The sequence below is a fragment of the Pseudomonas sp. Irchel 3H9 genome (assembly GCF_900187495.1).
GTDB classification, from domain to species: domain Bacteria; phylum Pseudomonadota; class Gammaproteobacteria; order Pseudomonadales; family Pseudomonadaceae; genus Aquipseudomonas; species Aquipseudomonas sivasensis.
Map to the genome: position 1 here is coordinate 966,960 of NZ_FYDK01000002.1, position 13,170 is coordinate 980,129.

The following is a 13,170-nucleotide window of genomic DNA, read 5'->3' on the forward strand; positions in this document are numbered from 1 at the left end:
CTTTCAATTTTCATTCTCTATTCATTCTCTATTAAGAGGTATCCACGATGGATGGCTTTCACGATCTCGGCGGTTTCCAAGGCTTTGGCAAAGTCCCTCACACCATCAACAGTCTGAGCTACCAACCCGTGTTCAAGCAGGACTGGGAGCACCTGGCGTACAGCTTGATGTTTATCGGTGCCGATCACTTGAAGAAGTTCAGCGTGGACGAAGTGCGCCACGCCGTCGAGCAACTGGACGTGCGTCAGCATGTCGGCACCCAGTACTACGAACGCTATGTCATCGCCACCGCCACCCTGCTGGTCGAAACCGGCGTCATCACCCAGGCGGAGCTCGATCAGGCCCTGGGTTCTCACTTCAAGCTGGCGAATCCCGCGCATGCGCAGGGCCGCCCGGCGGTCACTGGCCGAGCGCCTTTTGAAGTCGGCGACCGGGTAGTAGTGCGCAACGAGTATGTAGCCGGGCATACCCGCATGCCGGCCTATGTTCGCGGCAAGGAAGGTGTGGTCCTCCACCGGACTTCAGAAAAATGGCCCTTTCCGGACGCCATTGGTCATGGCGACTTGAACGCTGCGCATCAGCCAACCTACCACGTCGAGTTTCTCGTGAAAGACCTGTGGGGGGATGCGGCCGATGAAGGTTTTGTGGTGGTCGACCTGTTCGAAAGCTACTTGGACAAGGCCGCCAGCTCACATGCGGTGAACGTATGATTGACGGCGCCCAGGCGAGCCGACTGCCGGTGACCGTGCTTTCTGGTTTCCTCGGCGCCGGCAAAACCACCCTGCTCAATCATATCTTGCGCAATCGCGACGGCCTGAGAGTGGCAGTCATCGTCAATGATATGAGCGACGTCAACATTGATGCCGAAGAGGTGCAGCGCGACGTGGCGCTGCACCGTGGTCGAGATGAGTTGATCGAGATGAGCAATGGCTGTATCTGCTGCACGCTGCGCGCCGATTTGCTCGAACAGATCAGTGCCCTGGCACGCCAGCAACGTTTTGACTACCTGCTCATTGAGTCCACGGGAATCTCCGAGCCGATGCCGGTTGCCGAGACGTTCGCATTTCTTGACGCAGAAGGCTTCAGCCTCAGCGAACTGGCGCGGCTCGATACCTTGGTGACGGTGGTCGATGGCAGTCGTTTTCAGACGTTGCTCGAATCGCCGGATATCGTGGCGCGCGACGACGCACAAGCGGACACACCCAAACGCCATCTGGCAGATCTGCTGATTGAGCAGGTGGAGTACGCCAACGTCATTCTCGTCAACAAACTGGACCTGATCGACGAGCCCGGTTATCACGCCGTGCACGCGGTCCTCACCGGCCTTAACCCGACCGCGCGGATCATACCGATGACACACGGCAACGTTGAGCTATCAGGCATTCTCGGTACCCATCTGTTTGATTTACCCAGCCTGGCTGCATCACCCGGCTGGATGAAAAAGATGCAGGCCGACGACACACCGGCCTCCGAGTCGGACACCTATGGCGTGACGTCATGGGTGTACCGCGAGCGTGCCCCCTTTCACCCACAGCGATTACTCGATTTTCTGCAACGCCCCTGGCGCAACGGGCGGCTGTTGCGTAGCAAGGGTTACTTCTGGCTCGCCAGCCGGCACCTGGAAACCGGCCTGCTGGTGCACAGCGGCAGGCAGTTCCAGTGGGACTATGTCGGGCACTGGTGGAACTTCATCGAGCAGTCGCAATGGCCGCGGGATGAATATCGGTTGCGAAGCATCATGACCAAGTGGGACAGCATTGTCGGTGATTGCCGGCAGGAATTGGTCTTTATCGGCCAGGATCTGGATACCCACGTGTTACAGCGCGCCCTCGACGACTGCCTGCTGAGTGCCCAGGAAATAGCCGCCGGCCCATCAGCCTGGCAAACGCTGCCGGGAGCGAAAGTCTTTGACGCCCAGGCCTTATCGGCCCCGATGCAGTCCTTGCAGGCGGTTCCCATTTGACCGAGGTAGAGGTGCCCCATGCTCTTTTTCAGCCGAACCACACGCCGGGTATTGGCGCAGCTCGCCGACCGACTGGAGCAGCCTGATCAGGCGAGCACGCCATTGTCGTCGAACAACCGGTTGGTGCGCCGCATCCTGGCAAGCGTCGAGCGACTGCTGCAAGAGCGGCAAGCCGTTAAGGAGCAGGCCTGCGCACTGGCGTTTCGCGTCAGCCAACTGGAACAGCACCTGGCCTGCCGTGACACGCTGTTGCGGCAATGGGAGGCGCGCTGGGTACTGATCACACAGGGCGCAGATGAACTGTTTTGGGAACTGGAGCTGGATGGAACCGCTGCACCTGGGCCGGAATGTTCAATGACGTGGACGGGGCCAGCGTCGAACCAGGCCCAGGCTATGAATCAGCTCGGCGCGTGGAGTGAACAGTTGCACCCGGATGACCGGCAAGTGCATCTGGCAGCGCTCGCCAGGCACCTTGCTGATCGCAGCGGGCGGACGGCATTTGCGCTCCAGGTGCGGATGAAACCTGCACCCGGCGACGACTATCGCTGGTGCAGCATAAGTGGTGCCTCGCGTCGCGATGCGCAAGGCGCAGCGCTCTGCATCGCTGGGACCGTTCGTGACATTCATGACCAGTACCTGCACAACGAGGCGCTCGAACTGGCGGCCACACGTTTCGACATTTCCCGGGAAATGCTGCATGACGGGCTTTGGGATATCGAGGTGGTAGCAGGCGACCCAGCGAACCCGAAAAATACCATTTGGTGGTCTTCGCAAATGCGCCGACTGCTGGGGTGCAACACCGTTGAGGAGTTCCCCAACACCCTGGAAAGCTGGACCTCGCGCTTGCATCCCGACGATAGCGCGCGGGCCATCGGCGCATTCGTCGCCCATGTGGACGACCGCAGCGGCAAGACGCCGTTCGATGTGGATTATCGACTCAAACATAAAAACGGTACTTACCGCTGGTTTCGCGGTCGTGGGCAAACGCGCCGCGCGCAGGACGGCTCCCCGCAACGGGTGGTGGGTGCCATCACCGACATACATGCCCACCATGAAGAAAGCACGATGCGCGAGGCGCAGGCGCAACAACATCGGGTGATGCAGGAAACCCTCACCAAGCTGACGCAGATTGTTGCCACCATTCAGGGCATTGCCAGCCAGACCAACCTGCTGGCGTTGAATGCCGCCATTGAGGCGGCGCGAGCAGGCGAAGCCGGTCGCGGGTTTGCAGTGGTCGCCGATGAAGTGCGCAAGCTAGCCACGCGGACCAGCCAGGCGACCCAGCAAGCGGCCGAGATGATGGACAACTAGCAACATCCTTGCGCCTGCGCGGCTTGCGTGGGCGTAGGGCAAATTCCAACAATAATAATCAGGTACGTTATGCGCGATTACGACTCAGCAGTGTCAACCTTCGACTATCTACAACTGGCTGCTCAAGACTTGCACGGCGAACCGGGAGCCTTGAACGCCTGCATCGAGTGCTGCGACCGGCACGCTCATGGCAATGCCGTGGCGCTGTACTGCGAAACGCGGGATGGTCGCGCCACGCACTACACGTTCAGCGAACTGCAGGTGCACGCTGCGCGCTTTGCCAACTTTCTGCGAGCGCAAGGGGTACAGCCGGGAGATCGTGTCGCCGGACTCATGCCACGCACGGTTGAACTGGTGATTACTATCCTCGGGACCTGGCGCATCGGTGCGGTCTACCAACCTCTCTTTACCGCATTCGGGCCCAAGGCGATCGAGCAGCGATTGGATTGCTCCGGGGCACGCTGGATCGTGACCGATGCCCACAATCGTCCCAAACTGGATGACATCCCCGACTGCCCTCGCGTCATCGTGACAGACGGCACCCCACAGCACCCGAGCGATTACGGTTTCTGGGACGCCCTCGGTCGCCAACAGGCCGACTGCACGCCTGAGCTGCTGGACGCGAGTGCGCCTTTCCTGCTGATGTGTACCTCGGGCACTACAGGACCTGCCAAGCCGCTTGAGGTGCCTTTGAGCGCCATTCTGGCCTTCAAAAGTTATATGCGCGATTCAATCGACTTGCGCGAAGACGACCATTTCTGGAACCTCGCCGACCCCGGCTGGGCCTATGGCTTGTATTACGCAGTGACCGGGCCACTGGCGTGCGGCCGAGCCACGCTGTTCCATGACGGCCCTTTCACCGTGGAAAGCACCTGCCGGATTATCGCCAAGTATGCGATCAGCAACCTGGCCGGCTCGCCCACGGCCTATCGCCTGCTGATTGCTGCCGGGGCCGAGTTCGCCGACGCCGTGCGTGGCCAGTTGCGTATCGTCAGCAGCGCCGGGGAACCGCTCAACCCGCAAGTCATCCGTTGGTTCGCCGAACAGCTCGGGGTGGTCATTCACGACCACTACGGCCAAACCGAAATTGGCATGGTGCTGTGCAATCACCATGGGCTACGCCATCCGGTACGTGAGGGTTCTGCCGGTTATGCGGTGCCCGGGTACCGGATTGTCGTGCTGGATGATGCGCATCGGGAACTACCGACGGCTCAGCCGGGCGTACTGGCGGTGGATCGCGCGCGCTCGCCCCTGTGCTGGTTCAATGGCTACTTTCACATGCCCACCAAGGCGTTTGTCGACCGTTACTACTTGAGCGGCGATATCGTTGAGCTCAATGAGGACGGCAGTATCAGCTTTGTAGGCCGTAACGACGATGTGATCACCACGTCCGGCTACCGCGTGGGGCCTTTCGATGTCGAGAGCGCGCTGATCGAGCATCCGGCAGTCGTCGAAGCCGCGGTGATCGGCAAGCCCGACCCGCAACGCACCGAGCTGATCAAGGCGTTTGTGGTGCTGAACCGTCAGTACCTGCCCAGTGCCGAGTTGGCGGAAGCCCTGCGTCTGCATGTCAAACAGCGCTTGGCCGCGCATGCGTACCCACGGGAAATCGAGTTCGTCGAACAACTGCCCAAGACCCCGAGTGGCAAGTTGCAGCGGTTCATTCTGCGCAACCAGGAAATTGCCAAACAGCAGGCACTCGACACATGACTCACGGGCGTATGGTTCCCACGCTGAGCCGCTCGGAGTTTCAGCGCAGAGCCCTGGAGCTGTTCAAGGAACGTAGTTTCAGCCAGGTCAGCATGCGGGAATTGGCGGCGCATGTTGGAATCAGCCCGGGAGCGATTTATCACCATGTAGAGAGCAAGGAAGCAATGCTGTTTGAATGGCTGACAGAGCTCTATCAGGCGCTGTTGTCGCACGTCGACCTGATCAAAATCCGAAGATTGACGCCCGCGCAGCGCCTGACAAAACTGATCGAAGGCCATCTTAAATTGCATGAACAGATGACCGGGCACTTCAAGTTAGCGGTCATGGATGCCAATTGCCTGGGCGCTCCGATGCAGGCACGCGTTGAGCGATTGAGGCTAGCCTATGAGTCAGAAATCATGAAGTTGGTCGGCCAGTTGGGCCATCAACCCGGCGGCCCGTTGCGCGAGGGGGCGCTTACTGCGATTTTGCCCATGCTCAACAGCCTACCCATATGGCTGAGCCCGAAGGTTGATAACAGCCAGCGTCGGCTTATTACAAAGACCATCGCCGATGCGGTAATTCACGCAATAAACGCCCTACCTTGAGTGCCCCTGCCCTGCTCTGGATTTCAAACCTGATGCCCATCATGGCGTGGAAAGCCGCTTCTGCATCGGCGCATTGTCCCAACAGTTTCCACGACGACTCATGCTTTGGCGCATGCGGTAACGCCAAAGCCGTTGACGAAACTGGCGATTGCCCTATTGCGAGCCTTGATCCGAGTGCAATAACAATCCTTGAGGCCTGCCCCGCTACTTGTAAGCTCGGCCGAGCACGATTCCTTATCAGCGGCATCGAGGGTTCAGCAAGCGTCGATCAGTTGAGCTCAGGTCGCATGATTCTGGGGGAGGCTTCCGGCGATCGTCCGATAGAGTTTTCGGCTTTTGGCGTCGATCCCGAAAGACGCGGAGAAATCTTTCGAGAGCACTACGAGGTGATTTGCCGACCCCACAGCACAAGTTTTGAGCCCATCCACTGGAGCGCTGTTGAAATGCGCGGCGCAGACCTGATTCCTAAACCCACCACCTAACGCCTTCCAATGCTCGTGACCGGCGATAGTCGCCAGTCACTGGATTGGATCGCGCGCGCGAGCACCGGATGGGTCAATTACCCACGCATACCGAACATACAGCGGCTGGTCGTGGAAGTTTGGCGGCTGGACGTCATGAAGCAATGTAGTTCCGTCTAGAGGCCCTTCACTCAGTCGCATTACACTGACCTCGATCAGAATCCGTTGAAGTGTAGTTCAGGACAACCGGCGTCGTCTAAATCTGAAAATTCGCTTTGGCGTTTGATTTTCATGCCTGGGACAAGACAGGATCGGGCGTCAGGGTCCGGCACGCGCGATGACTCAGGAAAGCTTCGAGGTCTGCAAAGGGCATCGGTTTGGCAAAGTAATACCCCTGAAAAATATCGCAGCGACTGCCTTTAAGGAAATCCACTTGAGACGTGGTTTCCACACCTTCGGCGACCACCGTCAGGCTAAGGTGATGGGCCATGGAAATAATGCCTTGGGTGATCGCCGCATCGTGACGATCGGTAGCAATTTCCTGGATGAACGAGCGGTCGATCTTGATCTTGTCGATCGGCAAACGCTTTAGGTAACTGAGGCTGGAAAAGCCAGTGCCGAAATCATCCAACGCAATGCGCACCCCCAACGCCTTGAGCCGATGCAACGTGTCGATCGCCTGTTCAACGTTATGCAGCAGAAGCGACTCGGTAATCTCCAGTTCCAACTGTCCGGTGCTGAGGCCGTATTTGCTCAGCACTGCCTGGATAGACTCGACGAACTGGCCACGCTGGAAATGCATCGGCGAAATATTCACGGCCATCGAAATGTCCTTTATGCCCTGCTCACCCAGCAGGCGTAATTGCGCGCAGGCCGTATCGAGCACCCAGAGGCTCAGCGGGATGATCTGCCCACTGTCCTCTGCCACCGGCACAAACACTGCAGGTGAAATAAATCCTTTTTCAGGGTGCTCCCAGCGCAGCAACGCTTCGATCCCGACCACCCGCCCAGTGCGCGCGTCTATCTGCGGTTGGTAATGAAGCTGGAATGACTGAGTTTCGATAGCCTTTTGCAGGTCATTGCGCAGGCTCGCGTGCTCGCAAACACGCTGATTGAGGTCGCTGGTGTACCACTGAAAGTTATTGCGCCCTTGCTGCTTGGCTTTGTACATAGCCATGTCAGCTTGCTGGATCAGTTGCATCGGCTGCTCGATGTGACCATCGCTCAGGGTGATTCCGACACTTGCAGTCACATGCAGGTCAATACCCTGGATGCAGTAGGGTCTGGCAATGCCGGCCATCAGCCGCTCGGCCACCGGTACAACGTCCTCATCACGAAGCAGGTCGGGCAGCAGCACGATGAATTCGTCACCGCCCATACGCAAGATGGTGTCACCGGGACGAACTTGCTGGGTCATACGTTGCGCCACTTCGATCAGTACCTGATCGCCGAAGTAATGCCCGATCGAATCGTTGATGGATTTGAATCCATCCAGATCAATGCACATCACCGCCAGACAACGCTTATGCCGACGACTGATGTGGCAATCCAGAGCAAGCCGTTCTTCAAGCGAAACACGGTTAAGCAAACCGGTTAGCCGGTCATGGCTGGCATTGAAGCGCAATTGGCGCTCGAAATGTTTCTGTTCGCTGATATCTCGGGCAATGCCGAATACTCCGACGATCTCTCCGTTGACCATGATGGGCAGGTTGGAGATATCCATGGTCAACAGTCGCTCACTTTCGTCGCGAAGCTGTGCCTCGAAGCGCTGAGGCACTCCGGCACGGGCAGCGCAAAAATGCTGACTGACCCGTTGCAGATCCTCATCGAGCACCAGCTGGGAAAAATGATGGCCAATGAAATTGATTGCAGTGTGCGGTTTCAGCTTCAGGCCTGCAGGATTCACGCTCTGGATGTTGCCGGCCAGATCGAGGGCGAACACTGGGTTGGGGTTATAGGTGAACAATGAACGAAAATGTTGTTCGCTTTCCTCCAGTCGCCGTCCGTCACGCTCGTGGCGGATTGCAATGACTGCAAGTTGGGCGGCAAAGACCAATTGTTGAATCTGCGCCTCGTCCGGCGCATGGGTACGCTTTTGGTACAGGGCAAATGTACCCAACACGGTACCTTGATGGGAAAGCAAAGGGACTGACCAGCAGGAACGCAGGTTATGTCCCAGAGCCAGGCTGCGGAAGCGCTCCCAGTTCGGGTCATGGGCGATGTCTTCGGTGACCACAAGCTCGCGCCGAAACGCTGCGGTGCCGCATGTCCCTTCTTGTGGACCAATGGCCATACCATCAATCGCCTCGGTGTACTCGGCCGGTAGGCCGGGTGCCGCGCCGTTGAGCAAGTGCTTACCCTCAGCATCTGTCAGCAGGATAGAGCAGAGGCTTTCGGGGGACTGTGTGTCGAGCATCTGGCAGATGGCACAAAGTACGTCGCCCAGATGCTGATCGGTCGCGATCATGCCAAGAATGTCACGTTGCGACTCGGGGAAGGTCTTGCAGTGAAAGCTCGGACGGATGTTCATGGTAATTCCTGAAGACTCTCGAGGTCGTCCGGTCTTCAGAGAGCCAGAAATAGTGGCGGCCGATCACTGTCCACTTGTGCGTCGGATATACACTCTATAGAGCGTAGCCAAGTTAAATAAAGACTCAGATCCAACATAAAAAACAGTATCAGATGGCCGCCATTTGGCTAACTTCGCTTTCTCGACTCGTAGCAATTTCAACCTCCTCCTATCCGGCATCGCGCTTGCCGTACGAACGGGTTTGTTTGTCTGATTTTCGAACTTGCGTGCTCGGCTTCAATGTCACCAATGACTATGCCGTCTGCAACGCCTGCAGCAGCTTGGCCAGTGACTCCGTCGGCACTTGCCCTTGCCGGGTGATGCAGTGAAATGATGCGCTATACCTTAACCGCTGCGGTGCAATTACACGCAGCATCCCACGCGCGACCCAGATATCGGCATAGTGGGTTGGCAGGAAGCCGATGCAGGTACCGGATGCAATCAGCGTGGCGATGGCTTCCATGGAAAAAGCGCTTACCGAGTTACCGAAACGCAATTTGTGTGGCCGGCGGCTTTCGAGCATATAGCCACGGTCGACGTAATCTGCAGCACCGATTTCCTCGTCCGTAAAGTGCTCGTCGGGACGCTCGAAGAAAGGGTGTCCGCGCCCGCAATACAGATTTTGTTCTTACTCGAATAGCTCTTGGTAGTGCAGGCCCGAAAGCTGGTGGTTAAAACAACCAATCGCGAGGTGCAGACGTCCTTCGAGCACGGCTTGCTCAAGCTCGTCGGCGCGCATTACCTGCAGGTCGATGCGTGTACGAGGCGAGACTAGTCGAAAGGAAGCGAGGGCCCGCGGTAGCGGTGCCTGGTCGAGCGAAAGCAGGTTATCGACGCTGCCTATCTGCAAGAACTCTGGATACTTCTGGTTAAGCATGACTACCCGCTGATGAAAGCGGTCGATATCAGCATACAGCTCCTGCGCCGCAGCATAAGTTTGGGCGCCTTGCTCAGTAAGTTGAAAACCGCTCTTGCCGCGACGGCAGAGGGTGAAGCCAAGGCGAACTTCCAGATCTCGCACCAATGTGCTCAAGCGGGGCAGGCTGGTATTTAGGCGTACCTGCGCGGAGGTGAAGCCTCCGGCCTCGACGATAGTGCAAAAGATGCGCAGTTTGCGCAGATCCACGTCTGAGAAATTGGTAAGCATCAAGACCTCCGGTGCAGATTCACAAATGCCATAGGCACAGCCCTTATACCAGTAAATTTGCCTTGCGAATCAATGCGCCTGAACGGTACCGAAAGAGGCCGTGCTTTAGTTGCGATTTCAAGCAAGTCAGGTTCTGTACTGGAGGATTTACCGGCCATTTCTTTCTTTCGATACTCGCAGTGCTGCTGGGCAGAAGTCCTGCAGGAAGGGGAGCAACTGCGGCCCACGCGAGCACGACTTCCCCCAGAAGAAAAATAATGTTTACGGAGTGCGGTATGACAACTCAACGACGTAGAGGGTCGGGCAGACCCACCATTGAAACTCGCTCAATCGATTATGTGCCTAGTACAGAGCGACACGGTAAGGTCTGGCACCAAGGCCCGTTCTGGTTTACCGGAAACTTTGTGTTTCTCACCATGATGGTCGGTTTCGTTGGGCCGAGCATGGGGCTCAGCATTCTGTGGAGTGTACTGGCGGTTATCATAGGTGCTGGCTTCGGCACCGTGTTCATGGCCTTGCACGCCAACCAGGGCCCGAAGATGGGCATGCCGCAGATGATCCAGTCACGCGCGCAATTCGGCAGCCGTGGGGCCATTGTGCCGTTTGCGGCGACCATCTTTGTTTACATCGGTTTTATAGTGTTCGGCGTCTTTTGGTAACCCAAGCCATACAGTTGGTTCTACCGGGCTCTACGTGGTTTTGGTACCCCACGTTGATTACGATCAGCATTGTGATTTCAGTGGTGGGCTATGACCTATTGCACTTTGTGCAGCGTTGGCTCACATACCTGCTAATTGCGGTGTTTGGCATCGTGACATTGATGGCTGTTACTGCACTGCCAGCGGCGGCCCCAACACCGGTTGGCTCGGGCTGGAACACCACTGCGTTTCTAGTGCAGTTGTCACTCGCAGCGGGCTATAACATCAGCTACTCGGTTTATGTCTCAGATTATTCGCGCTACCTGCCCCAAGACTCGTCCAGCTCCAGGCTGATCTTCTGGACGTACCTGGGCGCGGCTGCTTCGGCGGCCTGGCTGATGTCTCTGGGGGCGGTGTTGTCCAGCTATATACCGGGCGCCGATGGCATCGTTTCGCTGGTGCAAACCGGCAATTATTTATTCCCTGGCTTTGGCATATTCGCCGCGCTGGTAGGCGCCGTCGCACAGTTATCGGTCACCGGCATCAACTGCTATGGCGCCATGCTAACCGGCATCAGCGCAGTGGACGGTTTCCGACCAGTGCGCCCAGGTGTCCGCGTGAGAGTGATCGGCCTGAGCACAGTTGGCCTGTTGTCGCTGGTGATCGCGTTGACGTTACCGGATGCCTATATGGCCAGCTTCAACGGCTTTGTGCTGCTTATGCTGTACTTCTTGATCCCATGGACGGCGGTCAACCTTGTCGACTTTTATGCGATTCGCAAAGGTGAATACGCCATCGCCGAAATATTCAATCCGCACGGCGTATATGGCCGTTGGGCCTGGCGCGGCGTGCTTGCCTATCTGGTCGGGTTTGTCGCGATGGTGCCGTTCTTCTCTATCCCGTTTTTCGTTGGCCCGGTAGCTGAAGTAATGGGCGGTGCGGATATCGCATTCATCCCCGGCCTGCTGATTTCCGGTGGCCTGTATTTCGTGCTGACGCGCAACCTCGAACGCTCCTCGGAGATTGCCGCGCAACGCAAAAGTCAACTGGCGCTTGAAGGTATTGCCGGCTGAGCACTCACCGATAAACGACCAAAAGAAAAAGGTTTTTAAATGACCAGCAAACGCGAAAAAACAGTCGCCATTGTGCAAATGCCTGCGGCTCTCCTTGATCGAGCCGAGTCGATGCGTCGGGCAGCCGAACATATCAAAAAGGCAGCACTCCAGGAGGCTCAACTTGTGATATTTCCGGAAACCTGGCTGAGCTGCTACCCAGCATGGGTATTTGGAATGGCGGACTGGGACGATGCGCAAGCAAAGTCCTGGTACGCCAAGCTACTAGCAGACAGCCCGGTCATTGGCCAGCCTGAAGACATGCACGATGACCTGGCGGAGCTTCGCGAGGCTGCGCGCGTTAACGCAGTCACCGTGGTTATGGGGATGAACGAGCGCTCCCGACACCATGGCGGCTCGCTGTACAACTCACTGGTCACTATTGGCCCCGATGGCGCCATTTTGAATGTGCACCGCAAACTGACGCCCACCCACACCGAACGGACGGTATGGGCCAATGGTGATGCCGCAGGGCTAAGGGTGGTCGACACCGTGGTTGGTCGCGTAGGCGGATTGGTGTGCTGGGAACACTGGCACCCGCTGGCGCGCCAGGCTCTGCATGCACAGGACGAACAGATTCATGTGGCGGCCTGGCCGGACATGCCGGAAATGCACCATGTCGCTGCCCGTTCCTACGCGTTCGAAGGGCGCTGCTTTGTGCTCTGCGCCGGCCAGTACCTGGCCGCTGGGGATGTGCCGGCCGAGTTGTTGGCGGCTTACCGGCGTGGGGTTGGCGGCAAGGCACTGGAGGAAGACGTACTGTTCAATGGCGGATCTGGTGTGATCGCCCCTGATGGTTCCTGGGTGACGGCACCGCTCTTCGGAGAGCCTGGAATTATACTGGCAACCATCGACCTAGCGCAGATCGATGCCCAGCACCATGACCTCGATGTGGCCGGGCATTACTTGCGTCCGGATGTTTTCGAGCTCTCGATTGATCGACGCGTACGCACCGGGTTAACGCTGCGCGACGCCTGAACTCTCGCCTCAACCATATGTTCCGGGCGGCCGTGCATAGGTCGACCCGGAATCAGTAACGCTAATTGATGGTTCATGCGCTTCTGGCTACCGCTCTGTTATCCATCGCGCCGGGGGCGCTCTGCGGTTTCGCCGTTCTGGCTTCTGTCGACTACCCGGCCCAGCTTCGCGCCCTGGGCATGGCCAATCCGATACGCGTGCGGCAGGCGCATCTGGACTGAATCATCATGGGGACGGCGGTGGCGGTCACCGCGTTTTCCAATCCGCAGCTTCCCGACTGGGTCGCTGCACTGGTGATGTTCGGTGGAGTGGTAAATCCGCTGACGTTTGTGCCAATGGTGTTCTCCACCACCATGGAGACCACCAAGGCGTTTCAATGGGTGTCGTTTGTGTCGTTTGTTTCGCTGAGTTTGGGCCTGGACGCGCAACTTCACGACTTAGATTTGGCAGGCAACTATTCAAGACCTGACATCTTTGAACTTTCAATTGATCGGCGCGTGCGCACTGGTATCACCATTAGTGACAAGTAACGCTTTTGAGACTACGAAGGGACCAAAACTGCATGGACGCGTAATTTGCGGTCACGACGCTTTCAGCTTCCATGCATCTCGACTGGATTGCTGGCCTCTTGCTCTTTCACAGCGCTGGCGTCGATAACCCCGTTTACATTCGTGCCGATGCCAAGACAACTTCC

The 13,170-nt window shown here is 57.6% G+C and carries 8 protein-coding genes and 6 pseudogenes; 11 read left to right on the forward strand and 3 right to left on the reverse strand.

From position 1 onward, the window contains the following. Positions 1-47: 47 nt before the first annotated feature. The 6 genes and pseudogenes from nthB to CKW32_RS10325 all read left to right on the forward strand — a co-directional run bounded on the left by nthB (position 48) and on the right by CKW32_RS10325 (position 5,571). The gene (gene nthB / locus CKW32_RS10305; protein WP_095184820.1) at positions 48-710 is read left to right on the forward strand and encodes a nitrile hydratase subunit beta; all 663 of its coding nucleotides are present in this window, start codon (positions 48-50) and stop codon (positions 708-710) included. Continuing rightward, positions 707-1,963, forward strand: coding sequence for a GTP-binding protein (locus CKW32_RS10310; RefSeq protein WP_095184821.1), 1,257 nt, complete (start codon positions 707-709; stop codon positions 1,961-1,963). Before nthB ends, CKW32_RS10310 begins: the two co-directional genes overlap by 4 nt. Positions 1,964-2,356: 393 nt before the next feature. Beyond that, a pseudogene (locus tag CKW32_RS28825) lies at positions 2,357-2,980 on the forward strand (PAS domain-containing protein); the annotation flags it as partial. Between the two features lie 30 nt (positions 2,981-3,010). Next, positions 3,011-3,265 (forward strand): annotated as a pseudogene (locus CKW32_RS28830) (methyl-accepting chemotaxis protein); the annotation flags it as partial. Between the two features lie 78 nt (positions 3,266-3,343). Beyond that, a complete protein-coding gene (locus CKW32_RS10320; protein WP_032891447.1) occupies positions 3,344-4,984 on the forward strand; it encodes an AMP-binding protein in 1,641 nt (546 codons plus the stop codon). Between the two features lie 11 nt (positions 4,985-4,995). Next, positions 4,996-5,571, forward strand: coding sequence for a TetR/AcrR family transcriptional regulator (locus CKW32_RS10325; RefSeq protein WP_095185026.1), 576 nt, complete (start codon positions 4,996-4,998; stop codon positions 5,569-5,571). A gap of 57 nt (positions 5,572-5,628) precedes the next feature. Here CKW32_RS10325 and CKW32_RS10330 read toward each other — a convergent pair. Continuing rightward, positions 5,629-5,775: pseudogene (locus tag CKW32_RS10330) on the reverse strand (IS3 family transposase); the annotation flags it as partial. 44 nt (positions 5,776-5,819) lie between these two features. Between CKW32_RS10330 and CKW32_RS10335 the strand changes: the two are divergent. Next, a pseudogene (locus CKW32_RS10335) lies at positions 5,820-6,209 on the forward strand (LLM class flavin-dependent oxidoreductase); the annotation flags it as partial. 112 nt (positions 6,210-6,321) lie between these two features. On the opposite strand, the gene CKW32_RS10340 reads toward CKW32_RS10335, so the two are convergent. Together CKW32_RS10340 and CKW32_RS10345 are read right to left on the reverse strand one after the other, a co-directional pair. Next, the gene (locus CKW32_RS10340; protein WP_095184823.1) at positions 6,322-8,562 is read right to left on the reverse strand and encodes a bifunctional diguanylate cyclase/phosphodiesterase; all 2,241 of its coding nucleotides are present in this window, start codon (positions 8,560-8,562) and stop codon (positions 6,322-6,324) included. Between the two features lie 292 nt (positions 8,563-8,854). Further along, positions 8,855-9,748 (reverse strand): annotated as a pseudogene (locus CKW32_RS10345) (LysR family transcriptional regulator). Positions 9,749-10,023: 275 nt separating this feature from the next. Between CKW32_RS10345 and CKW32_RS10350 the strand changes: the two are divergent. From CKW32_RS10350 to CKW32_RS28515, 4 genes and pseudogenes are all read left to right on the forward strand, one after another. Beyond that, positions 10,024-11,459: pseudogene (locus tag CKW32_RS10350) on the forward strand (cytosine permease). A 39-nt stretch (positions 11,460-11,498) separates the two neighbouring features. After that, positions 11,499-12,476 carry a carbon-nitrogen hydrolase family protein gene (locus CKW32_RS10355; RefSeq protein ID WP_095184824.1) on the forward strand — a complete coding sequence of 326 codons (978 nt, stop codon included), beginning with the start codon at positions 11,499-11,501 and terminating at the stop codon, positions 12,474-12,476. Between the two features lie 68 nt (positions 12,477-12,544). After that, positions 12,545-12,697: a hypothetical protein gene (locus tag CKW32_RS28300; protein ID WP_177326467.1), complete on the forward strand. Its 153-nt coding sequence runs from the start codon at positions 12,545-12,547 to the stop codon at positions 12,695-12,697. A gap of 6 nt (positions 12,698-12,703) precedes the next feature. Next, positions 12,704-13,006, forward strand: a complete 303-nt coding sequence (locus tag CKW32_RS28515) for a hypothetical protein (protein WP_256227044.1) — start codon at positions 12,704-12,706, stop codon at positions 13,004-13,006. Positions 13,007-13,170 lie beyond the last annotated feature (164 nt).